Origin of the sequence: Nonomuraea sp. NPDC051191, assembly GCF_044455665.1 — a bacterium.
Classification (GTDB): Bacteria; Actinomycetota; Actinomycetes; order Streptosporangiales; family Streptosporangiaceae; genus Nonomuraea.
Genome location: NZ_JBITEZ010000006.1, coordinates 520,103 through 545,377 on the forward strand (window position 1 = coordinate 520,103; position 25,275 = coordinate 545,377).

Below are 25,275 nucleotides of genomic sequence, written 5' to 3' on the forward strand. Positions count from 1 at the left end.
CCGGGCCGTCGCCCGGGAGGCGCGACAGGCGGCCTCTCCGCCTTGAGAGCCGCCGGATCCGGGGGAACCCACATGCGCAAGACGCTCACCGGCCTGGGGATGGCATTCTGCTTGGCGCTGGCCCCGGCCGCCACCGCTGTGGCGGACACGCCCGTCGTCCAGAGCCAGGCGACGCCGAGCCCGCAACCGACCGAGACCAGACACGAAGAGGGCGGCGGCAACGGCGGTCTGTGGGGCCTGCTGGGGCTGCTCGGCCTGCTGGGGCTGGCCGGCCTGCGCAAGGGCCGCAACCCGGTGGGGACGGCTGAGCACATGTCCACCACCCGCACCACCGGCACGACGGGGACCACCGGCACGACCGGCACCACCGGCACGACGGGGACCACCGCCAACCCCACTCGCCCGCAGCGTCCGTAAGGAAGGACGCGGGCGGTGCCCGGCACGCTCCGGCGCGCCGGGCGCCGCGCTGCCCGCGACGACGTCTCCCCGCCAGAGCCCTTCAGGCGGGAGGGGTACCGGGCGACTTCCCGCCAGGACCCGTCAGGCGGGAAGGGTGCCGACGACGGCGGTGGCGTCCAGCTCCTCCGAGACCGTGGCGCGCGCCGAGAGTCCGGCGGCCACGGCGGCCTCGACGGTGGCCGCGGCCTGCCGTTCGCTGGTCTCCACCAGCAGGTGACCGCCCGGCGCGAGCCAGCCGGACGCCCCCGCGATCACCCGGCGCACGACGTCGAGCCCGTCGTCGCCGCCGTCGAGCGCCATCAGCGGTTCGTGCAGACGGGCCTCGGGCGGCAGCAGGCCGACCGACTCGGTGGGCACGTAGGGCGGGCTGGCGATCAGGATGCCGACGCGGCCGCGCAGCGAGGCGGGCAGGGCGTCGTACAGGTCGCCCTGGTGGACGTGGCCGCCGGGCAGGTTGCGCCGGGCGCAGCGCACGGCGGCGGGATCGAGGTCGGCCGCGTGCACCTCGGCCTCCCCCAGCGCCGCCGCGACCGCGGCCCCCATCGCGCCCGTGCCGCAGCACAGGTCGAGGACGACGGGCGGACGGCCGATCCGGCGGGCCAGCGCGACGGCCTGACGGATGAGGAACTCGGTGCGCGGACGCGGCACGAACACGCCGGGCTCGACGGCGACGCGCAGCCCGCAGAACCGCGCCCAGCCCAGGACGTGCTCAAGCGGCAGCCCGCCGGCCCGGCGCTCGACCATCTCCGCCAGCTCGGCGGCGGTACGCGCGGTGGAGACCAGCAGTTCGGCCTCGTCCTCGGCGAAGACGCAGCCGGCGGCGCGCAGCCGGGAGACGACGGCGGACATGGGGATCGGGGAGGAGTGCATGGGGATCGGGGAGGGATGCATGGGGAGCCTTTCGGGATGCCGATGGGCGCTCCCCGCGGTCACCTGGCCCCGGCGGGCCGCACGTGCGCCGGAAGGGAGCCCCAGCCTGACGAAGCGGTAATGGGTCTCACCTCCCAAGGACGATCTCGGCCAGAGACCGTCACAGTACCAGAGCCGATTTCGCGGAAACGTGGGGGCCTCCCGGGGATCCACCCGCTCGATGATCATGCAGTAGAATGCTTCTGAGCTCGACCGCAGGCATCGTCCCGGCGAGCGGGAAGCGGCCGCGGGAGCCGCACGACAGCATCCCGCCGATCATCTGACACAGACGAAGCGCACACCGCCATGGTGTGCGCTTTTTGCTGTGCCCGAAAACCGGACCGCAGTGAGAGGAAACCAGGCACGCATGCAGCACGACGACGACAAGATCAGCCTGCCCCGGCAGTTCGCCCGCACCCGGCGGTTCACCCTGGGCGCCCCCTCGGCCTTCACCGTCTCCGCGGACGGCTCCTTCGTGCTGTTCCTGCGCAGCCGCGCCGGCGACGACCCGGTCACCTGCCTGTGGGCCCTGGACGCCGCCTCCGGCCAGGAGCGGCTGCTCGCCGACCCCGCCGCGCTGACCGGCGGCCGTGCCCGCGGGATCGCCTCCTACGCCACGGACGACGCGGCGTCCCTGGCGGTGTTCACCCTGGCGGGCGGGCTGTGGGCGGTGGACGTCGCCACCGGCGTCGCCCGCGCGCTGCCGGTGCCCGCCGGGGCCCGCGACCCGCGCCCCGACCCGTCCGGGCGGCTGGTCGCCTACCTCTCCGGCGGCGCGCTGCGGGTGATCGGCGCCGACGGCGCGGACGACCGCGCCGTGGCCGAGCCCGACGGGCCGGACGTGCGGTTCGGCGTCGCCGAGTACGCCGCGTCCGGCTCCATGGGACGCTCCCGGGGCCACTGGTGGTCCCCCGACGGCGCCCGCCTGCTGACGACCCGGGTGGACGAGTCCCGCGTCGCGCTCTGGCACGTGGGCGACCCCGCCGAACCCGCGCGCCCTCCCCGTGCCGTGCGGTACCCGGCGGCCGGCACCGCCAACGCCGACGTCACCCTCTGGATCGCCCGCCCGGACGGGGAACGCGTGGAGGTCTCCTGGGACCGGACCGCCTTCGAGTACGTGACGGCGGCCGGCTGGGACGCCCACGGCCCCTACCTGTCGGTGCAGAGCCGGGACCAGCGGACGGTCCGGGTGCTGGCCGCCGCCCCGGACTCCGGCCGGACCCGGCTGCTGGCCGAGCAGCACGATGCGCGCTGGGTCCAGCTCGTCCCGGGCACGCCCGCCCGTACGGGCTCCGGCCGCCTGGTCGCCCACGCCGACCTGGACGGCACCCGGCGGCTCACCGTCGGCGGCGTCCCGGTCACGCCGCCCGGTCTGCAGCTGGAGGCGGTCCTCGGCGTGGACGGCGACGACGTGCTCTTCACCGCCTCCGACGACCCCGTCCAGACGCACCTGTGGCTGCACACCCCGGCGACGGGCGTCCGGCGGCTCAGCGTCGCACCGGGCGTGCACGGCGGGACGCGGCGAGCGGGCACCCTCGTCCACGTCACCCGCACCGCCGAGCACCCGGGCGAACGCACCCACGTGATCCGCCAGGACCCGCCCGCCGCGGCGTCGCAGGCCGGACAGGCTGGGATCGAGGTGGTGTCCGTGGCGCAGCGGCCCGTGTTGACGCTGCGCCGCCTGTCGCTCGTCACCACCCGGCGCGAACTGCGCAGCCACCTGCACCTGCCCTCCTGGCACCGCCCCGGCGACCCGGCGCTGCCCGTCCTGCTGGACCCGTACGCGGGGCCGGCCGCGCGCCGCGTCACCGACGAGCAGGCGCCGATGATGTTCGTCTCGCAGTGGTTCGCCGAGCAGGGGTTCGCCGTCCTGGTCACCGACGGGGCCGGCACGCCGGGCCGCGGCCCCGACTGGGAGCGCGAGGTGCACGGCGACATGTTCGGCCCCGTGCTGGAGGACCAGGTGGCCGCCCTGCACGCGGTCGCCGAGCGCCACCCCGGGCTGGACCTGCGCCGGGTCGCCATACGCGGCTGGTCGTACGCGGGCACGCTGGCCGTCATGGCGGTGCTGCGCCGTCCCGACGTCTTCCACGCCGCCGTCGCCGGGGCCGCCCCGAGCGAGCAGCGCCTGTACGACACCCACTGGCGCGAACGCTTCCTCGGCCACCCCGACCGCCACCCCGAGCGCTACGACGCCTGCTCGACGCTGGTCGAGGCGCACACCCTGTCCCGGCCCCTGCAACTCGCCCACGGCCTGTCCGACGACAACGTGTTCCCGGCGGGCACGCTGCGCCTGTCGTCCGCACTGCTGGCCGCGGGACGCCCGCACGAGGTGCTTCCGCTGTCCGGCGCCTCCCACGCCCCGACCTCCGACGAGGACGTGTTCGAGGGCCTGCTCCTCCTCCAGCTCGACTTCCTGCGCCGGCACCTGGCCCCGTAGCCCGCCGAGCCCCGCTTTCAGCGGCCCGGCTGCGCCGTCAGGAGGGGGTTCGGCCGGTGAGCAGGCCCGCGCCCAGGTGGGTGAGCTGGTGGATGACCATGTTGGCGTGCCGGGTGCTGGCGATCAGGCCCGCGCGGTGCAGCACCTGGGCGTGGGCGCTGGCCGACGACAGCGAGGTGCCGGTACGGCGGGCCAGCTCGCTGGTGGTGCAGCCGGTGGTGGCGGCGACGCAGCGCAGGATGCGGGCCCGGTTGGCCCCGAGGAGGTCGGGCAGCGGGTCGCCGGGGCCGGGTTCGGGGGCGCGGCGCGGCGCGGGGCCGGGAAGATCAGGACGGGAGGCAGGCTGGGGTCGGCCAGCGCGACCGGGGTGCAACGGCATGGCGGACGCCCGGCCTGGGTCATCGGCGGGCGGGGCGGATGACGAGGCGGCCGTGGGGCAGGTCGCCGGTCACCTGGACGTGCGGATGACCGGGGTTCGGGCGGCCGGGGACCTTGCAGGTCACGCGCCCCCATTCGGAACGCACCCCGTCGGTGTTCGCCGTGGCGCCCACCGGCAGGATGATCGTGGCGCTGCCGTAGGCCAGCTGGAGTTCGATGTCGATCCGCGCGTAAGGGACGTGGGCCCGCGACAGGTCGAGCCGCACCTTGCCGTACTTGGAGTCGACGCGCAGCCGTCGCGGGACCTCCCAGTCGCCGGTGCGTGTGACGCTGCCGCCGGTGGAGGACAGATGGACCGCCTCGTCCGGCAGGTCGCCGACGATCGGCGCCAGCTCGTGGGAGGAGGTGGCGGTGAGCGCCAGTTCGAGCCGGCGTTCCAGCTCGGCGGGGTCGAGCCGGCCGTCCGCGTACGCCTGCTGGACCAGCTCGACCGCCCGCTCGCGGTCAGCGCCCGAGACTGTGTTCATCGGCTGACGGCCCTCTTGTACAGCCGCGTCGCCAGCGGCACGAACACGACCAGGAGCAGGACCGACCACAGCAGCGACACCGGCACGGCGTGCCGCAGCGGCCAGGCGCCGGGCTGGGGCAGGGCGGCGCTGGTGTTGCCGAACAGCTCACGCGCGGCCTGGACGAGCGTGGAGACCGGGTTCCATTCGGCGATCGGCCGCAGCGGGCCGGGCAGGCGCGAGCTGTCGGCGAACGCGTTGGACAGGAAGACCAGCGGCAACGACGTCAGCGTGGCGATGTTGTTGAACACCTCGGGCGTGCGCAGGGCCAGCGCGACCGTGGCCGTCACCCAGGAGAAGGCGTAGGCGAACAGCAGCAGCATCGCGAACCCGAGGGCCGCCTGCGCCGGTGAGCTGTGGACGCGCCAGCCGACCAGCAGGCCGACGAGCGCCATGGTGGCGATGCTGGTGACGTTCATGATGACGTCGCTGAGGGTCTGGCCGGTGAGCACCGCCGTCGGGGACATCGGCAGGGTGCGGAACCGGTCGAAGATGCCCTTCTGCAGGTCCTGGGTCAGCGTGTAGCCGGTGATCTGCGCGCTGGTGACGATCGTCATGACGAAGATCCCGGGGAGCAGGTACTCGCCGTAGGACATACCGGGCAGCTCGATCATGCTGCCGAAGACGTAGGTGAACAGCACCACGAACACGATGGGCAGCATGATCACGCCGCCCAGCAGGTCGGGGGCTCTGCGGATCTTCAGCGCGTTGCGCTTGGCGATGGTCAGGCCGTCGGCGGCGGCCAGCTGGAGGGCGTTCATCGGACGGTCTCCTTGGTCTTCTCGTCGGCCTGGCGTCCTGTGAGGGTGAGGAACACGTCGTCGAGGGTGGGCCGGCGCAGGCCGGCGTCGCGGACGGCGATCCGCTCGGCGGCCAGGTGGCCGAGCGCCTGGGTCAGCGCGGCCGCGCCACCGGTCACCGGGATCGTCATCCGCAGCGCGGCGGCGTCGATCTGCACGTCCCCCAGGGCCAGCGGCGCCAGGGCGCGGGCGGCGGTCTCCAGGTTCGCCGCGCTGGTCACCGAGACCTGGATGCGGTCGCCGCCGACCTGGTCCTTCAGCTCGTCGGCCGTGCCTCGCGCGATCACCCGCCCCTGGTCGACCACCGCGATGCGGTCGGCCAGCCGGTCGGCCTCCTCCAGGTACTGGGTGGTCAGCAGGACGGTGGTGCCCTCCCGGACGAGCTCGGCGATGACGTCCCAGAGGCTGATCCGGGCGCGCGGGTCGAGGCCGGTGGTGGGCTCGTCCAGGAAGAGCACGGGCGGGTTGGCGACCAGCGCGCCGGCCAGGTCGAGGCGGCGGCGCATGCCGCCGGAGTAGCCGCGCACCGGACGGTCGGCGGCGTCGGTGAGGTCGAAGCGCTCCAGCAGCTCGCGGGCGCGCTCGCGGCTGGGCCTGGTGCCCAGGTGGTAGAGGCGGCCGACCATCTCCAGGTTCTCGGCGCCGGTCAAATGGTCGTCGACGGCGGCGTACTGGCCGGACGCGCCGATGCGGGCGCGCAGCCGGTGGGCGTCGCGCACGACGTCGAGCCCGGCCACCGTGGCGTGGCCGGCGTCCGGTCGCAGGAGCGTGGTGAGGATCCTCACCGTGGTGGTCTTGCCGGCGCCGTTGGGGCCCAGCAGGCCCAGCACCGTCCCTTCGGGGACGGTCAGGTCCATCCCGTCGAGGGCGGCCACGTCGCCGTATCTCTTGGTCAGTCCTTCGGCCACGATCGCGTCAGGCATGTCGGTCTCCTAGCTCGTCAGGAACGGTGGATGACGATGTCCCCATGGGTGGTGTGGGCGCGGACCTCGACGATCGCCGCCCCGTCGCCGGGGTCGTCGCCCGGGTCGAGGGTGACGTCGACCGTGCCGTACCTGGAGCTGACGTCCAGCCAGGCGGCGGTGCCCGCCCGGACGCCGAGGTCGAGGCCGCCGCCGGTGGTCTCCATGACGACCGCGCCGGAGGACATCTCGTGGATCTGCACGCCGGCGTAGGCGGTCTTGGCGACGACTCCGGCCAGCGGGCGGTCGACGGTGATGTCGCCGTGGGCGCTGTTGAGCCGCAGCTCACCGGTCACCACGCCGAGGCGCACATCGCCGTGGGCGGTCTTGACCGCGGCGGCGCCGTCGATCTCGCCGACCCGGATGTCGCCGTGGTTCGTGGTGATCTCGGCGTGCCCGCGGGCGCGGGTGACGGAGACGTTGCCGTGGGCGCTCTTCAGGCGCAGCCGGCCCGCCTCCTCGACGCGGATGTCGCCGTACGTGGTGGCGACGGTCACCTCGCCGAGCAGGCCGCGGCAGGAGACGCCGCCGGGCGTCTTGGCGTCGAGGCGGGATCCGGCCGGCAGCTCGATCGTGACGTCCACCGAGCCCGTGCCGAGCAGCAGCGAACGCGCCCAGTCGGCGGGCGACTCGACGAGCTTGCCGAGCGAGAGCCCCCAGCCGAGGACCGGCGCTCCCTGCTCCTTGTCGGCGGCCACCGTGAGCCTGCCGTCGGCGTGATGGACCTGGACGTGCCGGGCCGCCTGCACGTCGGCCTCGTTGTGCTCGTCGCTCGGGCGGACCTCGACCACGGTGTCCGCACGGTCGCCCGCGACGACACGGACGGCGGCGGTCCCCAGGTCGAGGAGGACGACGATGGGTCGGGGCGTGTCGAAGACCGGCATTCCGGACTCCTTGTCGTCGGTCGGCATGGTCATCAGCGCACCCAGCCGCTGTAGCGGTTGCCGGTCTGCCGGGCGGGGCCGCGGGGGGTGCGGCGGGCGGCGTCGCCGGGGTCGAGGGCCGCCGAGACGGCGCGGACCAGCCAGGCGTTGACCGACAGCCCTTCGCGCGCGGCGGCCTCCTCGATGCGCGGCTTGAGCGCCTCGGGGACCCGGAGCGAGATCCGGGACGTACCACCCTCGTCGGCGTCGGAAGGCGTCGGCGCGGGCGGTTGCGGTGGCGGGTGTGCGCCCGGCCCTGCCGCACCCATGGCACCACCCGCGACGGCTTCGCCCTCCTCCGCGAACGGATGGGCGGCGGGCGGTGGCGTCACGACGAAGGCGGGGTCGCGCCCGCGCAGGCGCACCTCGACCGACCCGGGCGCGAGGTCCTGGGTGATCTCGTCCGCGGCGGCCGACAGGGCCTCCAGCAGGGCGAGGCGGGCGGCCGACGCCAGCGTCGCGGAGAAGTGTTCGGCCAGCGCACGAGCTTCCTCGCCGCCCGTCCCGGCGGCGAGCATGAGCTCGCGCCGGAGTTGGTCCACATACGGCGCAAGGTCCATGACGCCATCATGACATGCAGGATGACGCCATTGCAACCACGCTATGACGTCACTATGGCGTCACGCCTCAGCCGGGCAGGGACGGGGACAGCGCGGTGACGACGCGGTGACGCAGCAGCTCGTACTCCTCCCGGCAGCGGCGCGGCGCGTCGGGGGGACGCTGCTGGACCTGGGGGTTCACGACGACCTCACCCGGGTGGAACTGGTCCCCGGCGAAGTCGATCTCGGTGCCGTCGGGCAGGCGGTTCCAGTAGTGGTGACCGACCTTGACGCCATCGGCCTGCACCTCGGCCAGGATCAGGTCTCCCCCGAGCAGGTCATGGACCACCAGGGCGGTCGTGCCGCACTGCCCTCTGGCGGGGTTGGCGGGCCGCCATTCCTCCCGCGCGGCGGTGTCGCAGGTGTCGGGCCCCCACGCGGCCCGTATCACCGGACGCAACAATTCCAGTATCAACATCGGGGCAGTGTCGCAGGCGGGTCCGACAGTCCACCGTTCTCCGGCGGGCGCCCATCGGGAAGGACGCCGGTTCCGGAACCGGGGAACCGGGCGGCCGTCGCGGGGGTCCAAGTCGAGGGCGGCGTTCCGCGCCGGCGTCGGGCGCCTGAGGGCGCAGACGTGTCGGCCGACGCCGCGGGTGGCCCTTCCCGCCCTGCGACGCGAGCTGGACGCCGCCCCTCCAGCTCCCTCCCCGTCAGGCGAGGGCGCCGTCGAGCACCTTGTCGAGGAAGGCGTCCAGGTTGACCGCGGCGCGGGCGACGCGCTCGGGCACGGTCAGCGACTCGAACCGGACGCCCAGCTCGGTCTGCTTCAGCTCCCGCACGTACAGGGAGCAGGCCAGGTCGGAGCACATGTACGCGCCCACCGTGTTGCCCTGCCGCCCCGCCGCGCCGACCCGGGGCGCGGTGAACAGCGCGACCCCGGTCCCGGCGTGCGGGGTCACGCAGATCGAGCACAGCGTGCTCTTGGTGAAGCTCCTGCGCACCTCCTGGCCGAGCCGCAGCGCGACGCCGACCGCCGCGCCGCCGCGCTCGGCCACCAGGTACGCGCGCTCGGGCGCCCCCGGATCGCGCCAGCCCAGGAAGTCGAGGTCGGGCCAGGGCAGCTCGGACAGCCCCCGGGGGACGGCGAGCCTGCGGGCCTCGCCCTTGGAGCAGTTGACGAAGGACGAGCGGATCTCGTTCTCGGTGACGGGGTTCATGACGTGCCTGCTTTCGAGGACGGGAGGAACAGGGCGGGCAGGAGGCAGAGCGCGGCGGCGGCCAGCGCGACCCAGAAGGCGGGCCGGTAGCCGCCGTGCTGGAGCAGCACGGCCACACAGGCGGTGCCGGCCGCCGCGCCGACCTGCTGGCCGATGGCGTTGGCGGTGGTCGCGGCGGGCACCTTGGCCGGCGGCAGCGAGTGGTAGAGGGTGATCATGGTGGGTGAGACGGCGAGCGCGGCCCCCACCCCGCGCACGAACAGCGCCACCGGCAGCAGCGCCGTGCCCGTGCCCGGGTCGGCCAGCGCGAACGGCAGCGTCCCGGCCGCCAGCAGGACCAGGCCCGTGACGACGATCCGGCGCGGGTTGCCGTTGAGGTCGATGAGCCGGCCGGCGGCGAGCACCGCGACGAGCATGCCGAGCCCCTGCGGCGCGAGGACCAGCCCGGCGCCGAGCGCCCCGGAGCCTTCGGCCGTCTGGAAGAACAGCGGCACCAGGAACACGGCGGCGAACAGGGAGAAGTTCGCCAGGAAGGCCAGCGCGGCGGAGGCGGCGAAGGCCCGGTCGCGGAACAGGCCGGGCTCGACGATCCGCGGCCCGGAGGTGCGGGCGGCCCGCCACAGACAGCCGGCCAGCAGCAGCGCGCCGGCCGCCGCGGTCAGCGCGGCGACGGGCTCACCGGCCCCGCTCAGCCCGTGGAGCAGCAGGGTCAGGCCGCCGCTCACGCCGAGCAGGCCGGCCAGGTCGAGGCGTTCGGCCGGGCCGTCAGGCCGGGCGGTGCGGACGTACAGGGCGGAGAGGACGACGCCGGCCGCCACGAACGGGACGTTGACCAGGAACACCCACCGCCACGACAACGCCTCCAGCAGCACGCCGCCGACGACCGGCCCGAGGACGGGCGCGAACACGGCGGGTACGGCCATCAGCGCCATCATCCGCCCGAGCCGGTCGCGCCCGGCCAGCTCGACGACGATGATCCGGCTGAGCGGGAACAACATGCCCGCCCCCGCCCCCTGCACGACGCGGAAGGCGACGAGGCTGCCGAGCGACCAGGCCGACCCGCACAGGATCGAGCCGGCCAGGAACACGCCGAGCGAGACGGTCCAGGCCGTTCCCGCGCCGAACCGCTGGGCGGCCCACCCGGTCGCCGGGATGACCGCGGCCAGGGCGAGCAGGTAGGCGGTGGTCACCCATTGGGTGGCCGCCAGGTCGGCGGAGAACGTGCGGGCCAGGGTGTGCGTGGCGACGCCGACGACGGTGCCGTCGAGCAGCGCGGTGAACGCGCCGAGGGTGAGCACCCCGGCGACCGTCACCAGCCGCCGGTCGAGGCCGGGCGGAGACCCTGCGGTGTGCGCGTGCGCGCTTGTGCCGGTCATGGGGACACCTGCCAATGCCTGAGGGCGCTGTCGAGCGCGTCGATGATCGCGTCCCACGACTGCCGGACGTCGCGGGAGGCCTGGAAGCCGCCGCGGGCCTCCAGGTTGGTGAAGCCGTGGAAGGTGCTGCGGAGCAGCCGGATGGCGTCGGTGTGGGCCGGTTCGGGCAGCCCGTACGCGGCCACGACGGCGTTGGTGGTGGTGAAGATGCGCTGCACGTCGGCGCACGCGGCGACGATCTCGGGGTCGAGCCGGAGCTGGGTGGCCTCGTACAGGCCCGGGTGGGCCAGGGCGAAGTCGCGGTAGGCGGCGGCGAAGGCGGCCAGCGCGTCCTTGCCCGCCTTGCCGGCGACCGCCGCGGTCAGGGCGTCGGCCTGGATGCGGGCGGCCCGCAGCGCCACGCGTACGCGCAGGTCCTGGAGGTTCCTGACGTGGGAGTAGAGGCTCGCGTCCGCGACGCCGAAGCGGCGCGCCAGCGCCGAGACCGTCAGGTTGTCGAACCCGGCCTCGTCGGCCAGTTCCCCGGCCGCCTCCGTCACGCGGTCCGCCGTCAGACCCGCCCGAGCCATCATGCTCCACCTCCATAGCAGCAAACCTAACCTTCCTAGGTTTTATCCTAGGGCTCCTAGGTTTGGCAAATCAGGAAAACTTGGGATCAGGTTGGAACGTGGCTGGAGCAGCCGTTCGTAACCTGGCGGACATGAGAGTGCTCGTCGATCTGAACCGCTGCCTGAGCTACGGGCAGTGCGTGTTCGCGGCGCCGGCGGTCTTCCGCTTCCACGGCGCCGAGTCACTCGAGTACGACTACGCCCCCGCCGACGCGATGCGCGAGCAGGTACGGGAGGCCGCCGCGGCCTGCCCGGTGCAGGCGATCAGCTACTCGCCGGACGACCGTGCGTAGCGCGGTGATCGTCGGCGCCTCGCTGGCCGGGCTGCGGGCCGCCGAGACGCTGCGCGCCGAGGGCTTCACCGGGGAGCTCACCCTGATCGGCGACGAGCCGTACGAGCCCTACGACCGGCCGCCGCTGTCCAAGCAGGTGCTGGCCGGACGGGCCTCGCCCGCGCACACCGCGCTCGTCATGGCCGAGGACCTGCGGGCGCGCTGGCTGCTCGGCGAGCCCGCCACCGGCCTGGACCTGCGCACCCGCCAGATACGCCTGTCCGGCGGGCGGGAGATCGGCTTCGACCGGGTGCTGATCGCCACCGGCACCCGGGCGCGGCCCTGGCCGGACCCCGCCGAGGCGGCCCTGGACGGCGTCTTCACGCTGCGCGGACGCGACGACGCGGCGAGCCTTCAGGCCGCGCTCGCCGCCGGGCCGAGCCGGGTGCTGGTCATCGGCGGCGGGTTCACCGGCTCGGAGATCGCCTCCGTCTGCCGCGAGATGGGCCTGGCCGTGACGGTCGCGGAACGCGGCCCGGCCCCGCTGGCCGGCGCCCTGGGCGCGGCGGCAGGGAGCGTGGCCGCCCGGCTGCACCGCGAGCACGGCGTGGACCTGCGGGTGAACACCACGGTCATGGCCCTGGAGGGCGACGCGGACGGCCGGCTGCGCGCCGCTCACCTGTCCGACGGCGACGTGCTGCCGGTCGAGGTCGCGGTGGTGGCGCTCGGGGCCGTCCGCAACACCGAGTGGCTGGCCGGGTCGGGCCTGGCGGCCGACCCGCGCGGGGTGGTGTGCGACGCCGCCTGCCGGGCCTTCGACGCCGACGCGATCGTCACCTCCGACGTCTTCGTGGCCGGGGACGTGGCCCGCTGGCCGCACCCGCACTACGACGGCCTGCTGCTGGCCGTGGAGCACTGGGACAACGCGGTGCGCCAGGCGTCCACGGCCGCGCACAACATGGTCGCCGACCGGCCGCGCCCGCACCGGGGGCTGCCCGCGTTCTGGTCCTACCAGTTCGGCGTCAGCATCAAGTCCGTCGGGCTGCCGACGATCGCCGACGAGGTGGTGGTCACGCAGGGTTCGGTGGCCGAGCGCCGCTTCGTGGCCTGTTTCGGCCGCCAGGGCCGGTGCGTGGCGGCGGTCGCGGTGGACGCGCCGCGCGCGCTGCCCGCCTACGCCGACCTCATCGAGGCGGCCGCGCCCTTCCCGCCCGACCTGCGGGCCGCCGACGGGCCGCGCGCGCTGCTCCCGGTGCCCGCCGGCCTCGCCGTGGACGGCCAGTCCACCCACAGCCCGACGGCCGCGGTGACCGGGCCCGGCCCGACCGCGCGCGAGGTGCCGCGCGAGCGCGACCCCCGCTCGCCGCTGACCGCGCCGCCGCTGGAATGAGAGCCGGAGGACGACCATGGCCCACCAGGTGACGCAGAGCCTGTTCGCGCAGGTCCTGGACGAGGCGAGCCGCCCGGACCCGTACCCGCTGTACGCCCGGATGCGCGAGACGCCCGTCGCCCGCCAGGGGGACGACCTGTACGCGGTGAGCACGTACGCCGAGATCGTCTCGCTGCTGCACGACCCGCGGATCAGCTCCGACGAGCGCAAGAGCAGGAGCGGCTCCGGCTCGTTCGGTGCCTCCGGCAGGCTCATGGCCGCCCAGAACGCCGAGGACGGGCAGGACTCGCGGAAACCGGCGTTCATCTTCCTCGACCCACCCGACCACGACCGGCTGCGGCGGATCGTCATGCGGCACTTCACCCCCGAGCGGATCAACCGGCTCGGTGAGGACGTGGTGTCGCTGGTGGCCGAGCTGCTCGACCGCCGCGCCGGCTCCGACTCCATGGACGTGGTGGACGATTTGGCCTACCCGCTGCCGGTCACGGTGATCTGCGAGCTGCTCGGCGTGCCCAAGGAGGACGAGCCGCGCTTCCACGACTGGGCCTCGGCGCTGGCCCGTACGCTGGACCCGCCCGAGGGGCTGTCGGAGGAGGAGGTGCGGCAGGCCGAGGCCGCCGCGCCGGAGCTGCGCGCGTACCTGATCGGCCTGGCCGGAGAGCGGCACGCCCGCCCGTCGGACGACCTGCTGTCGGCGCTGCTCACCGACGGCGAGGCCGAGCGGATGGATCCCCAGGAGATCATCGCGACGATGGCCCTGCTGCTCATCGCCGGTCACGAGACGACCGTCAACCTGATCACCAACGGCATGCTGACGTTCCTGCGCAACCCGGAGGCGCTGGCGCGGCTGCGCGCCGACCCCGCGCTGATCGTGCCGGCCGTCGAGGAGGTGCTGCGCTACGACCCGCCGGTGCAGTTCCGCACCCGCACGACGCTGGCCGACATCGAGATCGCCGGGGTCACCATCCCCCAGGGCGCGGACGTGGCGCTGCTGCTGGCCTCGGGCAGCCGGGACCAGGCCCGCTTCCCCGGCGCCGACCGCTTCGACCCGGCGCGCCGGGACAACCAGCACCTGGGGTTCGGCGGAGGCGTCCACTACTGCGTGGGGGCGCCGCTGGCCCGGATCGAGGCGCGGGCCGCGCTGGGGGCGCTGGTGACCCGGCTGGTCGGGCCGGAACTGGCCGCCGACCCGCCGCCGTACCGGCACAGCGCGTCGCTGCGCGGCCCCGCGCACCTGACGGTGGGCTTCGACCGCCTGCTCTGACACCCGCCGCCGACCGCCTGCTCTGACACCCGCCGCCGACCGCCTGCTCTGACGCCCGCCTTCGACCGCCCTCTTCGACCGCCTGGTCCGGCGTCCGTCTTCGACGGCCGCTCTAGCGCCCGTCGAGGAGGCGGGCCAGGGCGTCCAACGTCTCCTGCCGGGTGCCCGGGGGCGGGGAGACGCGCAGTACCGGCTCGCGCAGGTCGAGCGGGGCGCGGGCGACCGGCGCGACGCCCACCAGCAGGCCCGCCCCGGCCGCCGCCGCCGCGGTCCTGGCGGCGTCGCCGCCGTCGGGCGGGCGCAGGGTGACGACGGCCGTCGGCTCGTCGTACGGCTCCACCACCCGCCAGCCGCCCCGGCCGTCGAGCGTGCGCCGGGCCGTCGCGCCCAGGTCGGCGAGGTGGCCGCGGACCGCGTCCGGCCCCAGGTCGTGGTGCTCCAGGACGGCGACGCCGAGGCCGACCCGCGCCGCGACCGCCGACTCGGCGCTCTCGTAGCGCGCGGCCCCGGGCAGCGGCCCGGTGCGCGGCGGGTCGTCCAGCCATACGTGACCGCCGAGCGTGGGGGCCGCCGCGTCCATCTCCTCGGTGAGGCCGGGCACGATGAGGAAGCCGACGCCGCGCGGCCCGGCCAGCCACTTGCGGGAGGTGCCGACGTAGGCGGTGGCCATCGTGCCGGTGACGTCCAGGTGGCCGAGCGACTGGCACACGTCCAGGACGAGGGGCACGCCGGCCTCCCGGCACAGGCGGCCGATCTCCCTGACCGGCTGCGCGGTCCCCCGGTGGGAGGGCAGGTGCGGAAGGGTGACCAGGTCCAGGCCGCGGCGCAGGGCGGCGGACAGGGCGTCGAGGTCGAGGCGGGCGTCGTCGTCGGCGGGCAGCTCGCCGAGGGTCCAGCCGCGCTCGGCGGCCAGGCGGCGCAACAGCATGAGCGTGCTGCCGTACTCCGAGCGGGTGAAGCCGACCCGGGCGCCCGGCGGCAGGCGCCAGCCGCCGAGCAGCGCCGCCATCGCGGCCGTGCCGCTCTCCAGGAAGGCGACGTCGGCGGCGGCCGCGCCGGTCAGGGCGGCCAGCGCGGACCTGGGCCCGGTGAGGCCGGGCACGGCGGCGTACCCGCCGCGCTCGCGTTCCCGTTCCAGGTGCTCGACCGTCGCGGCCAGCACGCGGTCGCTGGGCACGTTGCAGCCGGCCGCGTCGAGGTGGCCGGGCGGCCCGGCCGAGCGCGCGGCCCGCCAGCGTTCGGCGATCACGTACCGGCCGGCAGCAGCCCGCCGGTGTTCGGCCATCACGTACCGGCCAGCAGCAGCCCGAAGTCGCCGTCGGGGTCGGTCCACGAGCGCAGGACGGTGAACCCGGCCGCGGCCAGCTCCTCCCCCAGCGGCTCCAGCCGGAACTTGGCGCTGATCTCGGTCCGCATCTCCTCCCCCGCGGTGAAGTCCACCGTCAGCCCGAGCGCGCCGACCGGCACCCGCATGTCCCGGGTGGCCCGCAGCCGCATCTCGATCCACTCGTTGCGCTCGTCGTACAGGGCGACGTGCTCGAACGCCTCCGGCTCGAACCCGGCCGCCAGCTCCCGGTTCACCACGCGCAGGACGTTCCTGTTGAACGCGGCCGTCACCCCGGCGGCGTCGTCGTAGGCGGCGACCAGCCGCGCGGTGTCCTTGACCAGGTCGGCGCCGAGCAGGAACGTGTCGCCGGGCCGCAGGGTGGCGCGCAGTTCCTTGAGGAACACCTGGCGGGCGGCCGGTTCGAGGTTGCCGATCGTGCCGCCGAGGAAGGCCACCATGCGCCTGCCCGAGCGCGGCAGCAGCCGCAGGTGCCGCTCGAAGTCGGCGCACACCGGCCGCACCTCCAGCCCGGAGTAACGGCCGCCCAGCCGGCGCGCGGCCGCCTCCAGCGTGACGGCGTCCACGTCCACCGGCGTGTAGGCGCGCAGCGTGCCCGCCGCGGTGAGCGCGTCCAGCAGGATCACGGTCTTCTCGCTCGTGCCCGACCCCAGCTCGACCAGCGTGTCGGCGCCGCTCGCCGCGGCGATCTCGCCCGACCGCGCGTGCAGGATCGTCAGTTCGCGGCGGGTCGGGTAGTACTCGGGCAACCGGGTGATGCGCGAGAACAGGTCGCTGCCCGCCTCGTCGTAGAACCACTTGGGCGGCAGCCACTTCGGCGTGGCCGTCAGCCCGGTCCTGACGTCGTGTTCGAGCGCCTGGCGCAGGTAGCCGGGGTCAAGATGGTTGATCACACGGACGGTCGGCTGGGTGACGGGCACGAGATCCTCCTTCAGAAGGTCACAACGGCTGGACGCGTACGTCGTCCGGCGTGGCGGTCAGCAGGCTGTGATCGGGCACCGCCTGCCAGCCCGGCCGGTCGTCCAGCGGCTCGCTGGCCACGTACACGCCGTCCTGGTCGGCGTGGAAGAAGAGGGTGTCGCCCCAGACGGTCGCGGCGAGCGCGGTGCCGTCGCAGGCGAGCAGGTTCAGGCGGGCGGCGGGGTCCTTCTCCCCCGCGCGCACGACGACGTCGGCCAGCGCCGCGGCCAGGCCGAGCCCCGCGCTCCCGCGGGCGAACACGGCGGCGGCCAGCCAGGCCGAGTCGCAGGGGCTCTCGGGCAGGTCGTCGGCCAGGTCCATGACCGCGTCGCGCTCGACCCGGCCGTTGTGGCTGAGCAGCCAGCCGCCCCCGGCGAACGGCGCGGTGGCGCTCTCCTCGACCGGCATGCCGGTCGTGGCGCACCGCACGGCCGCCAGCAGGCAGCGGGAGCGGGCGATCTCGGCGAGGGCGGGCAGGTTGGCGTCGGCCCAGATGGGGATCGCGCGGCGGTAGCGCACGGGCTCGGTCCTGGCCGGGTCGTACCAGGCCATGCCGTAGCCGTCGGCGTTGACCGTGCCGTGGCGCTGCCGCCGGGGCGCGTACGACTGGGCGAGCAGGCCGTGCTCCGGCTCGTGGATCAGCGTGGTCAGCGCCCTCGTCACGCCCAGCCAGGCGGCGTGCCGGCACATCTAGGCCCGCTCGGCGTCGCGGGCGCAGCGGAAACCGGTGAAGATCTGCCGCCTGATCGGGTAGTCCCAGTTCCGGAACGTCGTCCGCACCGCCGCCGGGTCGGCCGCCCACGAGCCGCCGCGCAGCACCCGGTACTCCTGCCCGAAGAAGACCTCGCTGTACTCCTTGTACGGGAAGCTGCGGAATCCGGGATAGGGCTGGAACCACGACCCGGTCCACTCCCACACGTCGCCGACCATCTGCTCGGCCCCGTACGCGCTCGCCCCGGCCGGATAGGCGCCCAGCGGGGCCGGCCGGGCCGCCCGGTGACCGAGGTTGGCCAGGTCCGGACGGGGATCCTCGTCGCCCCACGGGTACTTGCGGGCCCGTCCGGCCGCCGGGTCCCAGCCGCAGGCCTTCTCCCACTCGGCCTCGGTCGGCAGCCGCCGGCCCGCCCAGCGGGCGTAGGCGTCGGCCTCGTACCAGCTCACGTGCTGGACCGGCTCGTCCATCGGGACCGGCTCGGCGCGGCCGAAGCGGGTGCGCCACCAGGTGCCGCCGTCGCGGGTCCAGAACAGCGGCGCGGCGGCTCCGCTCCGCTGCCGCCAGCGCCAGCCGTCCGGGTGCCACCAGCGCGGGTCGTCGTAGCCGCCGGAGTCGACGAACGCGGCGTAGGCGGCGTTGCCGACCGGCAGCCGGTCGATCCAATAGGCGGGCAGGTCGACCTGGTGGGCGGGGCGTTCGTTGTCGTAGGCCCACGGCAGGGTGCCGGTGCCCATCTGGAAGGGTCCGGCGGGGACGTGCACCTCGTCGGAGCCGGCGGCGCGGCCCGGCGGCAGGTCGCCGTCGCGGATCAGGCCGGGCTGCCCGGACAGCTGCCAGGTGGCCAGCATCGTCTCGTCGTGCTGGTGCTCGTGCTGGATGACCAGGCCGAACACGAACCCGTCGCGGTGCAGCGGCGCGGCGGACTCCAGGTCGATCGCGTCCAGGACGTCGAGCACCCGGCCGCGTACGCCGCCGATGTACTTCCTGGCCTCCTCCGGGCCGAGGATCGGCAGGGTGGGACGGTCCTTGCGGGGGTGTTTGAAGGCGTCGTAGATGTCGTCGATCTCGGGGCGCAGCGGCGTGATCCCGGCGGCCTCGCGCAGCACCCACAGCTCCTCGTAGTTGCCGACGTGCGCGAGGTCCCACACCAGCGGCGACATCAGCGGGGAGTGCTGGCGCAGCAGCAGGTCGTCCTCGGCCTCGGTGTAGGTCAGCGAACGGTCGCGTACCGCGGTCAGCTCGGCGGCGATGCGCTGCTTGATGTCGTTCATGCCTGTCCTTCTCCGCTCAACCAGGCCGGCAGCCGCCGTACCGGGTCCGTCATCAGGTCCATCAGGTCGGCCGCCGGGGAGCGGCCCGCGCTCACGTACCGGGCGGCGAAGCCGGACACCTCGGCGGCCAGGCCGGGGGGCACGCCGAGCCGGGGCAGCGCCTCGACGGCGGCGCGGAAGGCGGCCTCGGCGGCGCGGGCGAGCCGCGGGTCGGTCAGGCCGCACCTGGCGGCCACCTCCGCCAGGCCCGCGACGGGCTCGGCGGCCGCCAGGGCGGCGTCGGCGGCGCGGTCGTCGGTGATCAGCGCGTGGGTGACCGCGACGCACACCGGCCAGTCGTCGGGGTGCTGGGCGTCGAGGTAGCGGATCTCCAGCCAGCCGCGCGGCCGGACCGGCGGGAAGAGCGTGGTGGCGTGGTAGGCCAGGTCGTCAGGGGTGGGCGGGCGCTCGCCCGCACCGTCGAGCCAGTCGCGGAAGGTCGAGCCGTCGCCGACCGCGCGGTAGCGGCGCTCGTCCTCGCGGACGAGCATGAGCCGGGCGTCGAGCAGGTACGCCGCCCAGGCCGCCGCCGGGTCGCCGGAGCCGTCGACGGGGGCGGTGCGGGTCGGGTCCAGGTTCTCCCAGACGGCCTGGCGGCCCGACATCCAGCCGCAGGGGCGTCCGTGGCTCAGCGGCGAGTTGGCGAAGGCCGCGGTCAGGACGGGCGCGAGCAGCCGGGCGCGCTCCCACCGGGCCGCCGGCCGTTCCCCCAGGTCCACGTTGACCTGGACGGACGCGGTCGAGCACATCATCAGCGGCCCGTACGGGCGGCCCAGGAACTCGGCCATGGCGTCGTAGCGCGGCTGGCGGAGCTGCCGCCGGGCCGGGCGCAGCGGGTCGAGCCCCACCCCGGCCAGCACCAGCCCGGCCCGCCCGAGCGCCGCGCGTACGGCGGCGACGTCGGCGGCCAGCCGCCCGACGGCCTCGGCGAGCGGCCCGGCCGGGCCCGACAGCTCGATCTGGCCGCCCGGCTCGTACGTCACCCGGCTCCCGCCGGCCAGTGCCGGGACGGCCCGCTCGACCCGGCCCATCGGCACCTGCCGCGCCGGGTCCGCCCGGTCGAAGACCAGGAACTCCAGCTCGGCCCCCACCCGGTCACCCGGGGCGGGGGCGAAGCACCTGCGTGCGAACTCCTCGACCTCCGGCACGCCCCGCAGCGGCCGGCCGGCCGCTTCCGAGGCGCCGGACCCGCCGGCCACCGGGCCGGTCATCGCGTGGCGCATGTGGATACAGACCCGCGAGGCCCGCCAGCGTTACGCGAAATCTGATGATCCGCCTAAATTTGCCCCTTTCGCACCCTTCGCGCGGGAGCGTCACCCTCAATGGCGGCGGGCCCTGAAGGCGGACATCAGGCGGTCGCGGGTGCCGTCGGACAGCTTGCGCTCCGGCGGGAACTGGCCGAGGGCCCGGATGGTCTCGCGGAACTGGTCGAGCTGCCGCCCGCAGTCGGCGCAGGACGCCGCATGCGCCTCGAACCCCTCGCGTTCGGGCCGGTCAAGAGCGTCGTCAAGATAGGCGGTGATGAGTTCCACCAGCTCGTCGCACGTGAACCGCTTCACGACGTTGACCGCCTCACCTCTGAACGTTGAACCGTTTAACCTATTCTGACCGCTTCACGGACTGGTAGTAGCCTTCGAGCCGATCTCGGACCGTGGCCCTTGCCCGGTGCAGGAGCACTCGTTGGTTGGCGGCCGAGATCTCCAGGATCTCGCAAACCTCCTCGGACGTGCATCCCTCCAGGTCACGCAGCGTGATCACGACCCGCTGCCGGGGCGGCAGCCCGGCCAGCGCCTCCCCGATGAGGCCGCGGGCCTCCGAGGCCAGCACCGCGCCCTCCGGCGTGGGGCCGTGCTCCTTCTGGGCCGGCCCGGCCGGCGGCTCGAACGCGCTCCACGGCAGCGTGCGGCTCTCCCGCAGGCCGCGCTTCTTGGCGGTGTTGACCAGGATGCGGTAGACCCACGTCTTGACCGAGGAGCGTCCCTCGAACCCGTCGATGGCGCCGATGACCGCCAGCCACGTGTCCTGCACGACCTCCTCGGCCGAGTCGTCGGTGGACACGTAGGACCTGGCCGCCCGCAACATCCCCCGCGACCAGGTGTCGAGGAGCGCGGCGAACATCGACTCGTCCCCGGCGCGCAACGCCGCCACGACGACGTCGTCCGGGGGCAGCCCACCGCCCGCGAAAGGCCCCACGATCGTTTCCTCCCGGTCGAGCGTCGGGGACATCATGACATCGGGCCGCGCGTCGTCCACGCCCGGCCGGCCGCCGGGCACGTGCGGGACTCACGCTCCAGGCTAGCCCTCGCCCCCTCGTACCTGAAGATCGCACACCGGTCCGCGCCCGCACGTCGTACGGCGGCACCGACAGGGGACCTTCCCCGGCGGAGGCCGTCCAGCCGCGCGGGACCGGGATCGCCGCAGGTCAGTCGCGGTCGTGGTGGCAGACGGCCTCCAGCATGACGCCGTGCGGGTCGAGCCAGAACGCGGCGTGGTAGGGCGGCGGGTACTCCGGGAACTCCTTGGGCTCGTGCAGCACCTCCGAGCCGAGCTCCACGGCCCGCGCGTGCGCCTCCGCCACCGCTGACCGGCTGGGCACCATGAACGCCAGATGTTGCAGCCCGGTGCGGTGCCGCGAGTAGCCGCCGGGCTCCTGCGAGCGGTAGAGGAACAGGTACGTGCCCGGCTTGTCGTTCGCCGGCATGTAGCCGATCTCCTCCTCGCTGTCGAAGAACTCCTTGTAGCCGAGGAGGGGCAGGAGGGCGTCGTAGTATTCCTTGGCCGCCCGCATGTCGGGGACGTTGATGCCGATATGACCGATCATGCACGGAGTATCGCGGCCCCCGGCCCGCGGCGGCAACGTGTCGGACCACGCTGTTACGGTCGCGGGCATGGGAAGAAGAGTGCCTCCGTCCGGTGGCGAGAAGGAGAGCCTGCACGCCAGCCTCGACCGGCACCGCGACGTCATCGTGTGGAAACTCCAGGGCCTCGGCGAGGAGCAGGTCAGGCGACCGATGACACCGTCCGGCACGTCGCTGCTCGGCATCGTCAAACACCTGGCCGCCGTCGAGTACGGCTGGTTCTGCTCGACGTTCGGCCGCGAGGTCGAGCCGCTGTGGTTCGCCCCCGAGGACGACTTCGAGATCGGCGAGCGGGAGACCACCGAGCAGATCGCCGCCTTCTACGGCCGGGCCCGCGCGGCCGCCGACAAGGCGATCTCCGACCTCCCCCTCGACGCGCCCGGCACCTCGTGGGCGGGCGAGCGGGTGACGCTGCGCTGGGTGCTCATCCACATGATCGAGGACACCGTGCGGCACGCGGGCCACATGGACATCCTGCGGGAGCTGATCGACGGCGCCACCGGCGACCGTCCCCGCTGACCGTCACCGCCCTCGTCACAGGGCGGCGGGCAGCACCGGCCGGCCGCGCACGCCGGGGTCGGCCGCGAACAGGGCCCCGGCCTCCGGCTGCTCCCGGGCGTCGACCCCGAGCCTCGACGTGGTGACGAACAGCCGGTCGAGGCTCGGGCCGCCGAACGTGACCGCGGTGACCTTGCCGACCGGCAGCCCGACGACGGCGTCGAGCCGCCCGTCGGGGGTGTACCGGTGCACGGCGTGCCCCTGCCAGAGCGCCACCCACACGCCGCCCTCGGCGTCGACCGTGAGCCCGTCGGGCGCGCCCTGGGCGGGATCGATCGTCACGAACGGCCGGCGCCCGGTGAGCCCGCCCGCCGGGTCGTGGTCGAGGACGTCCACCCGGCCGGTGGCGGTGTCGGCGTAGTAGGCCAGGCTCTCGTCGGGGCTGAAGTCGAGGCCGTTGGAGACGGTCACGCCGGTCAGCACCGGGCTGAGCGCGCCGTCCGGCCCGGCCACGTAGAGGGAGCCGCGTCCGGGGGTCTCGTCGTAGGGCATGCTGCCGATGTAGAAGCGGCCCTGGGGGTCGCAGCCGCCGTCGTTCATGCGCACACCGGGGTCGCTCCACGCCTGGCCGAGCGAGCGCAGCGGCGCGTCGAGGTCGTCGGAGTCGGCCAGCAGCAGCTCGCGTTCGCCGGCGACCACGTAGCCGCCGGACACGCGGGGGCGCAGGGCCGCGGCGACCTCGCCCACGTGCCGCCGCCGCACGCCGCCGGAGTCGTCGAGGGCGAGCACGTCGCCGGCGAGCATGTCCACCCACCGCAGCCCGCCCCAGCGGCCGGACCACACGGGCCCCTCGCCGTGCTCGGCCACCGGATCGGTGACGGGGTACGCCTTGATGCTCATACCGGCCTCCTCGCCCCGATCCTAACGGCGTACGCGATCACCGTTTGTCGCCGGCGGGCACGGGGGCCAGCGGCTCGGGCGCGGCGCGATGCCGTACGGGCTGGAGCTGCGCCACGACGAGGGCGGCGAGCACGACGACCGCGCCGATCACCTGCGCGAGCGTGAGCCGCTGGCCGAGCACCAGCCAGCCGAGCGCGGTGGCGACCACGGGGCTGAGCAGGCCGAGGAAGGTGACCTTGGTGGCCGACAGCTCGCGGATGCCCCGGAACCACAGGGTGTAGGCCAGGGCCGAGCCGATGATCGCGAGGTAGGCGTACCCGGCGAGGTTCTCGCCGGTCAGGTGCGCGGGCGGCGGCCCCTCGACGAGGAGCGTGACCGGGGCGAGCAGCAGGCCGCCGGCCGTGAGCTGCCAGCCTGTGGTGGCCAGCAACGGCGCGGGCGACTTCCAGCGCTTGCTGAGCACGACCCCCACCGCCATCACCACCGCGCCGCCCAGCGCGGCGGCCACGCCCAGCAGGTCGAGCCGGGCGTCGGCGCGCAGCACCAGCAGGCTCACCCCGGCCACGCCCGCCGCCGCGGCGAGCGCGACGCGCCAGGTCACCCGCTCCCCCAGCAGTCCCGCCGACAACAACGCGACCAGCAGCGGCTGGATGGCGCCGACGGTCGCTGCCACCCCACCGGGCAGCCGGTACGCGCCCACGAACAACAAGGCGAAGAACAATCCGATGTTGAGCGCCCCGAGCACCAGGGCGCGCCACCACCAGCTCCCCTCGGGCAGCCGGCGGGTGATCGCGATCAGGATCAGCCCGGCCGGCAGGGCCCGGATCAACGCGGCCAGCAAAGGGCGGCCGGGCGGCAGCAGTTCTGTCGTGATCAGATAGGTGGTCCCCCAGATGGCGGGCGTGAGGGCGGTCAGCAGAACGGTTCCCGTTCGATTACTTAGCACTAAGACAAATTAACCTAACTCCGGACGTTCCAGCCAGGTGATTTTCCTCACCGCTAAGACACTTGTAGGCTGCGGACGTGGCTGACCAGGTTGACTCCATCCTCAGGCAGTGGCACGCGCAACGCCCTGACCTGGACGTCTCCCCCATGGCGGTGATCGGACGGCTGTCGCGGCTGTCCCGGCTGATCGACGCCGAGCTGAGCCGCACGTTCGCCGGGCACGGTCTCGACCGGGCCTCGTTCGACGTGCTGGCCACGCTGCGGCGCAGCGACCCGCCCCACCGCCTGACCCCCGCCGCCCTGATGCGCGCCTCCATGGTCACCTCGGGGGCCGTCACCCAGCGGCTCGACCGGCTGGAGTCGCGCGGGCTGGTGCGGCGTACGCCCAGCGACTCCGACGGGCGCGGCGTGCACGTGACGCTCACCGCCGAAGGGCTCGCGCTGGTCGACCGCGCGCTGCCCGACCACCTGGCGACCGAGCAGCGACTGCTGGCGGCGCTCACCGGACGGCGGCGCGAACAACTGGCCACCACCCTGCGCGACCTGCTCGAATCCCTCGGCGACAGCACCCCCTGACACGGGCGGCGCGGTGGCCCGCCGGCGCCTGATCGATGTGACGGACGCCGTCGCTTCTGATCCATGGCACTTCTGCGACTGAATCTTGCCGGTCACCGGGAATGCGTTTCCGGTGTGGCGTCGATAAGCGATTCGGGGCAAGTGTAAACATCGTACCGGTCTAAATGCCCTGCTCGCCGAACGGAAAGGCCGCATTCCGGTCTACGGGTTCGGGTGGCGACTTTGGGCTACATTCCGAAAGGAACGGTACATGTTCTCACCCGATAGGCGAACAAAAGCCGTCATCAACCCCTTCCGATCGACAGCACGTCGTCTTGGGCGCACCACGACGCGAGCGGTCGCGCGGGGTTCGCTCTCGACGGCCCTCGTCCTCGCCCTGGTCCCTCCGGCGGCACACGCGGACGACGGCGGGCCCTGTGACGAGCACACCTTCTTCAAAATCCACTCCCTCTCGCCGAGGAACTTCTTCATCCCCCGCACCCGCTACATTGACGGCCCCGGCGGGACCATCACGGTGACGGTGACGCGGGAATACGAAGTGAGGGCGTTCCGGGAGACGGAGAACGAGCGGCAATCCTCGATCACGACCGGAGATCTGGTAAACAATCTGCGCAAGATGGGCCTGCCGCACCTCGAAGTGCGGCATATGGTTTTCACTGGCCATGAATACAGCCGGACCATCAGCAAAGGGATGTACGGCAATATGTGGTACCGCGTTTTCGGCTACCGCATCGGCTGGTCGGCCTGGTCGGTGCTCGGCACCTGCCGGAACGTCGAGGTCGGCGCGGGGATAGCCAACGTGCCCGCCAGGGTGGAGGGCTGGCGGTACTGGGAGTCCAAGCACCCCACCTTCAAGGGCCGCATCCTGTCCATCGACGGCGCGGATCCCGCCGAGGGCGGCGGAGAGGTGAAGAGGCCGGACTGGAACGGGCCGTCGACGGAGCCCCTGACGAGACCGTCGTTGCCGCGCAAGGTTCCGACGGACGTACGGACCAGGCCACGCAGACGCTGACCCACCGCCCCCGGCCCGGCCACCGGCCCGCCGAGCCCGCCGGGACCGGC

General features: G+C 74.1%; 29 protein-coding genes. 8 read left to right on the forward strand and 21 right to left on the reverse strand.

Going from position 1 to position 25,275, the window contains the following annotated elements:
• The first annotated feature begins 72 nt into the window (after nt 1–72).
• Complete coding sequence (locus ACIA8R_RS20355) at nt 73–417, forward strand: WGxxGxxG family protein (protein ID WP_364098061.1); 345 nt, start codon at nt 73–75, stop codon at nt 415–417.
• Between the two features lie 123 nt (nt 418–540).
• Here the strand turns inward: ACIA8R_RS20355 and ACIA8R_RS20360 are convergent, their stop codons facing one another.
• Nucleotides 541–1,350 carry a putative protein N(5)-glutamine methyltransferase gene (locus ACIA8R_RS20360; RefSeq protein WP_397039726.1) on the reverse strand — a complete coding sequence of 270 codons (810 nt, stop codon included), beginning with the start codon at nt 1,348–1,350 and terminating at the stop codon, nt 541–543.
• Nucleotides 1,351–1,735: 385 nt separating this feature from the next.
• On the opposite strand from ACIA8R_RS20360, the gene ACIA8R_RS20365 reads away from it, so the two are divergent.
• Nucleotides 1,736–3,808: a prolyl oligopeptidase family serine peptidase gene (locus ACIA8R_RS20365; protein WP_397039727.1), complete on the forward strand. Its 2,073-nt coding sequence runs from the start codon at nt 1,736–1,738 to the stop codon at nt 3,806–3,808.
• Nucleotides 3,809–3,845: 37 nt separating this feature from the next.
• Here the strand turns inward: ACIA8R_RS20365 and ACIA8R_RS20370 are convergent, their stop codons facing one another.
• From ACIA8R_RS20370 to ACIA8R_RS20415, 10 genes are all read right to left on the reverse strand, one after another.
• Nucleotides 3,846–4,187: an ArsR/SmtB family transcription factor gene (locus ACIA8R_RS20370; RefSeq protein WP_397039729.1), complete on the reverse strand. Its 342-nt coding sequence runs from the start codon at nt 4,185–4,187 to the stop codon at nt 3,846–3,848.
• Between the two features lie 19 nt (nt 4,188–4,206).
• The gene (locus tag ACIA8R_RS20375; protein ID WP_364098064.1) at nt 4,207–4,713 is read right to left on the reverse strand and encodes a DUF1707 domain-containing protein; all 507 of its coding nucleotides are present in this window, start codon (nt 4,711–4,713) and stop codon (nt 4,207–4,209) included.
• On the reverse strand, nt 4,710–5,513 hold the full coding sequence (locus ACIA8R_RS20380) for an ABC transporter permease (RefSeq protein WP_357705471.1): 804 nt from the start codon (nt 5,511–5,513) through the stop codon (nt 4,710–4,712). Before ACIA8R_RS20380 ends, ACIA8R_RS20375 begins: the two co-directional genes overlap by 4 nt.
• A complete protein-coding gene (locus ACIA8R_RS20385) occupies nt 5,510–6,475 on the reverse strand; it encodes an ATP-binding cassette domain-containing protein (protein WP_364098067.1) in 966 nt (321 codons plus the stop codon). Before ACIA8R_RS20385 ends, ACIA8R_RS20380 begins: the two co-directional genes overlap by 4 nt.
• A gap of 17 nt (nt 6,476–6,492) precedes the next feature.
• Complete coding sequence (locus tag ACIA8R_RS20390; RefSeq protein ID WP_397039731.1) at nt 6,493–7,431, reverse strand: DUF4097 family beta strand repeat-containing protein; 939 nt, start codon at nt 7,429–7,431, stop codon at nt 6,493–6,495.
• Nucleotides 7,431–7,997 (reverse strand): toxin-antitoxin system HicB family antitoxin, encoded by a 567-nt coding sequence (locus ACIA8R_RS20395; protein ID WP_397039733.1) that lies wholly within the window; start codon nt 7,995–7,997, stop codon nt 7,431–7,433. Before ACIA8R_RS20395 ends, ACIA8R_RS20390 begins: the two co-directional genes overlap by 1 nt.
• 67 nt (nt 7,998–8,064) lie before the next feature.
• Nucleotides 8,065–8,454, reverse strand: coding sequence for a hypothetical protein (locus ACIA8R_RS20400; RefSeq protein ID WP_364098076.1), 390 nt, complete (start codon nt 8,452–8,454; stop codon nt 8,065–8,067).
• 235 nt (nt 8,455–8,689) lie between these two features.
• Nucleotides 8,690–9,196, reverse strand: coding sequence for an FBP domain-containing protein (locus ACIA8R_RS20405; protein ID WP_357705476.1), 507 nt, complete (start codon nt 9,194–9,196; stop codon nt 8,690–8,692).
• Complete coding sequence (locus tag ACIA8R_RS20410; RefSeq protein WP_397039735.1) at nt 9,193–10,572, reverse strand: DHA2 family efflux MFS transporter permease subunit; 1,380 nt, start codon at nt 10,570–10,572, stop codon at nt 9,193–9,195. Before ACIA8R_RS20410 ends, ACIA8R_RS20405 begins: the two co-directional genes overlap by 4 nt.
• Nucleotides 10,569–11,141, reverse strand: a complete 573-nt coding sequence (locus ACIA8R_RS20415) for a TetR/AcrR family transcriptional regulator (protein WP_397039828.1) — start codon at nt 11,139–11,141, stop codon at nt 10,569–10,571. The genes ACIA8R_RS20410 and ACIA8R_RS20415 overlap by 4 nt, the downstream gene beginning before the upstream one ends.
• Nucleotides 11,142–11,272: 131 nt before the next feature.
• Between ACIA8R_RS20415 and ACIA8R_RS20420 the strand changes: the two genes are divergently transcribed.
• From ACIA8R_RS20420 to ACIA8R_RS20430, 3 genes are read left to right on the forward strand one after another with little or no spacing between them, the layout of a single operon-like run.
• Nucleotides 11,273–11,473 carry a ferredoxin gene (locus ACIA8R_RS20420; protein WP_357705478.1) on the forward strand — a complete coding sequence of 67 codons (201 nt, stop codon included), beginning with the start codon at nt 11,273–11,275 and terminating at the stop codon, nt 11,471–11,473.
• Nucleotides 11,466–12,842, forward strand: a complete 1,377-nt coding sequence (locus tag ACIA8R_RS20425; protein WP_397039737.1) for an NAD(P)/FAD-dependent oxidoreductase — start codon at nt 11,466–11,468, stop codon at nt 12,840–12,842. Before ACIA8R_RS20420 ends, ACIA8R_RS20425 begins: the two co-directional genes overlap by 8 nt.
• Nucleotides 12,843–12,858: 16 nt before the next feature.
• Entirely contained in the window at nt 12,859–14,106 is a 1,248-nt protein-coding gene (locus ACIA8R_RS20430; protein ID WP_397039738.1) for a cytochrome P450, read from the forward strand.
• Nucleotides 14,107–14,218: 112 nt separating this feature from the next.
• On the opposite strand, the gene egtE is transcribed toward ACIA8R_RS20430, so the two are convergent.
• The 8 genes from egtE to ACIA8R_RS20470 all read right to left on the reverse strand — a co-directional run bounded on the left by egtE (nt 14,219) and on the right by ACIA8R_RS20470 (nt 21,257).
• Nucleotides 14,219–15,391, reverse strand: coding sequence for an ergothioneine biosynthesis PLP-dependent enzyme EgtE (gene egtE / locus ACIA8R_RS20435; protein WP_397039740.1), 1,173 nt, complete (start codon nt 15,389–15,391; stop codon nt 14,219–14,221).
• Nucleotides 15,391–16,371 (reverse strand): L-histidine N(alpha)-methyltransferase, encoded by a 981-nt coding sequence (gene egtD, locus ACIA8R_RS20440; protein ID WP_397039741.1) that lies wholly within the window; start codon nt 16,369–16,371, stop codon nt 15,391–15,393. The genes egtE and egtD overlap by 1 nt, the downstream gene beginning before the upstream one ends.
• A 19-nt stretch (nt 16,372–16,390) precedes the next feature.
• Nucleotides 16,391–17,101 carry an ergothioneine biosynthesis protein EgtC gene (egtC, locus tag ACIA8R_RS20445; RefSeq protein ID WP_397039743.1) on the reverse strand — a complete coding sequence of 237 codons (711 nt, stop codon included), beginning with the start codon at nt 17,099–17,101 and terminating at the stop codon, nt 16,391–16,393.
• Nucleotides 17,102–18,397: an ergothioneine biosynthesis protein EgtB gene (gene egtB, locus ACIA8R_RS20450; protein ID WP_364098097.1), complete on the reverse strand. Its 1,296-nt coding sequence runs from the start codon at nt 18,395–18,397 to the stop codon at nt 17,102–17,104.
• Nucleotides 18,394–19,659: an ergothioneine biosynthesis glutamate--cysteine ligase EgtA gene (egtA, locus tag ACIA8R_RS20455; RefSeq protein ID WP_397039744.1), complete on the reverse strand. Its 1,266-nt coding sequence runs from the start codon at nt 19,657–19,659 to the stop codon at nt 18,394–18,396. The genes egtB and egtA overlap by 4 nt, the downstream gene beginning before the upstream one ends.
• Nucleotides 19,660–19,755: 96 nt before the next feature.
• Nucleotides 19,756–19,995, reverse strand: coding sequence for an anti-sigma factor family protein (locus ACIA8R_RS20460; protein WP_397039746.1), 240 nt, complete (start codon nt 19,993–19,995; stop codon nt 19,756–19,758).
• A gap of 40 nt (nt 19,996–20,035) precedes the next feature.
• The gene (locus ACIA8R_RS20465; RefSeq protein ID WP_357705487.1) at nt 20,036–20,629 is read right to left on the reverse strand and encodes a sigma-70 family RNA polymerase sigma factor; all 594 of its coding nucleotides are present in this window, start codon (nt 20,627–20,629) and stop codon (nt 20,036–20,038) included.
• Nucleotides 20,630–20,858: 229 nt separating this feature from the next.
• The gene (locus ACIA8R_RS20470) at nt 20,859–21,257 is read right to left on the reverse strand and encodes a VOC family protein (protein WP_364098104.1); all 399 of its coding nucleotides are present in this window, start codon (nt 21,255–21,257) and stop codon (nt 20,859–20,861) included.
• Between the two features lie 67 nt (nt 21,258–21,324).
• Here ACIA8R_RS20470 and ACIA8R_RS20475 point away from each other — a divergent pair, with 67 nt between their 5' ends.
• A complete protein-coding gene (locus tag ACIA8R_RS20475; RefSeq protein WP_397039748.1) occupies nt 21,325–21,813 on the forward strand; it encodes a DinB family protein in 489 nt (162 codons plus the stop codon).
• A gap of 15 nt (nt 21,814–21,828) precedes the next feature.
• Here the strand turns inward: ACIA8R_RS20475 and ACIA8R_RS20480 are convergent, their stop codons facing one another.
• Together ACIA8R_RS20480 and ACIA8R_RS20485 are read right to left on the reverse strand one after the other, a co-directional pair.
• Nucleotides 21,829–22,692 (reverse strand): SMP-30/gluconolactonase/LRE family protein, encoded by an 864-nt coding sequence (locus ACIA8R_RS20480; protein WP_397039749.1) that lies wholly within the window; start codon nt 22,690–22,692, stop codon nt 21,829–21,831.
• A gap of 37 nt (nt 22,693–22,729) precedes the next feature.
• Nucleotides 22,730–23,638, reverse strand: a complete 909-nt coding sequence (locus ACIA8R_RS20485; protein WP_364098113.1) for an EamA family transporter — start codon at nt 23,636–23,638, stop codon at nt 22,730–22,732.
• Between the two features lie 77 nt (nt 23,639–23,715).
• On the opposite strand from ACIA8R_RS20485, the gene ACIA8R_RS20490 reads away from it, so the two are divergent.
• A complete protein-coding gene (locus ACIA8R_RS20490) occupies nt 23,716–24,213 on the forward strand; it encodes a MarR family transcriptional regulator (RefSeq protein ID WP_364098116.1) in 498 nt (165 codons plus the stop codon).
• 250 nt (nt 24,214–24,463) lie between these two features.
• A complete protein-coding gene (locus ACIA8R_RS20495; RefSeq protein ID WP_397039751.1) occupies nt 24,464–25,225 on the forward strand; it encodes a hypothetical protein in 762 nt (253 codons plus the stop codon).
• The last annotated feature ends 50 nt before the right edge of the window (nt 25,226–25,275 follow it).

What these genes read in the sequence shown, in the direction of transcription:
- ACIA8R_RS20355 (WP_364098061.1), top strand. Translation starts at nt 73, where the DNA reads ATGCGCAAGACGCTCACCGGCCTGGGGATGGCATTCTGCTTGGCGCTG.
- ACIA8R_RS20360 (WP_397039726.1), bottom strand. Translation starts at nt 1,350, where the DNA reads ATGCATCCCTCCCCGATCCCCATGCACTCCTCCCCGATCCCCATGTCC.
- ACIA8R_RS20365 (WP_397039727.1), top strand. Translation starts at nt 1,736, where the DNA reads ATGCAGCACGACGACGACAAGATCAGCCTGCCCCGGCAGTTCGCCCGC.
- ACIA8R_RS20370 (WP_397039729.1), bottom strand. Translation starts at nt 4,187, where the DNA reads ATGCCGTTGCACCCCGGTCGCGCTGGCCGACCCCAGCCTGCCTCCCGT.
- ACIA8R_RS20375 (WP_364098064.1), bottom strand. Translation starts at nt 4,713, where the DNA reads ATGAACACAGTCTCGGGCGCTGACCGCGAGCGGGCGGTCGAGCTGGTC.
- ACIA8R_RS20380 (WP_357705471.1), bottom strand. Translation starts at nt 5,513, where the DNA reads ATGAACGCCCTCCAGCTGGCCGCCGCCGACGGCCTGACCATCGCCAAG.
- ACIA8R_RS20385 (WP_364098067.1), bottom strand. Translation starts at nt 6,475, where the DNA reads ATGCCTGACGCGATCGTGGCCGAAGGACTGACCAAGAGATACGGCGAC.
- ACIA8R_RS20390 (WP_397039731.1), bottom strand. Translation starts at nt 7,431, where the DNA reads ATGACCATGCCGACCGACGACAAGGAGTCCGGAATGCCGGTCTTCGAC.
- ACIA8R_RS20395 (WP_397039733.1), bottom strand. Translation starts at nt 7,997, where the DNA reads ATGGACCTTGCGCCGTATGTGGACCAACTCCGGCGCGAGCTCATGCTC.
- ACIA8R_RS20400 (WP_364098076.1), bottom strand. Translation starts at nt 8,454, where the DNA reads ATGTTGATACTGGAATTGTTGCGTCCGGTGATACGGGCCGCGTGGGGG.
- ACIA8R_RS20405 (WP_357705476.1), bottom strand. Translation starts at nt 9,196, where the DNA reads ATGAACCCCGTCACCGAGAACGAGATCCGCTCGTCCTTCGTCAACTGC.
- ACIA8R_RS20410 (WP_397039735.1), bottom strand. Translation starts at nt 10,572, where the DNA reads ATGACCGGCACAAGCGCGCACGCGCACACCGCAGGGTCTCCGCCCGGC.
- ACIA8R_RS20415 (WP_397039828.1), bottom strand. Translation starts at nt 11,141, where the DNA reads ATGGCTCGGGCGGGTCTGACGGCGGACCGCGTGACGGAGGCGGCCGGG.
- ACIA8R_RS20420 (WP_357705478.1), top strand. Translation starts at nt 11,273, where the DNA reads ATGAGAGTGCTCGTCGATCTGAACCGCTGCCTGAGCTACGGGCAGTGC.
- ACIA8R_RS20430 (WP_397039738.1), top strand. Translation starts at nt 12,859, where the DNA reads ATGGCCCACCAGGTGACGCAGAGCCTGTTCGCGCAGGTCCTGGACGAG.
- egtE (WP_397039740.1), bottom strand. Translation starts at nt 15,391, where the DNA reads ATGGCCGAACACCGGCGGGCTGCTGCCGGCCGGTACGTGATCGCCGAA.
- egtC (WP_397039743.1), bottom strand. Translation starts at nt 17,101, where the DNA reads ATGTGCCGGCACGCCGCCTGGCTGGGCGTGACGAGGGCGCTGACCACG.
- egtB (WP_364098097.1), bottom strand. Translation starts at nt 18,397, where the DNA reads ATGAACGACATCAAGCAGCGCATCGCCGCCGAGCTGACCGCGGTACGC.
- egtA (WP_397039744.1), bottom strand. Translation starts at nt 19,659, where the DNA reads ATGCGCCACGCGATGACCGGCCCGGTGGCCGGCGGGTCCGGCGCCTCG.
- ACIA8R_RS20470 (WP_364098104.1), bottom strand. Translation starts at nt 21,257, where the DNA reads ATGATCGGTCATATCGGCATCAACGTCCCCGACATGCGGGCGGCCAAG.
- ACIA8R_RS20475 (WP_397039748.1), top strand. Translation starts at nt 21,325, where the DNA reads ATGGGAAGAAGAGTGCCTCCGTCCGGTGGCGAGAAGGAGAGCCTGCAC.
- ACIA8R_RS20480 (WP_397039749.1), bottom strand. Translation starts at nt 22,692, where the DNA reads ATGAGCATCAAGGCGTACCCCGTCACCGATCCGGTGGCCGAGCACGGC.
- ACIA8R_RS20495 (WP_397039751.1), top strand. Translation starts at nt 24,464, where the DNA reads ATGTTCTCACCCGATAGGCGAACAAAAGCCGTCATCAACCCCTTCCGA.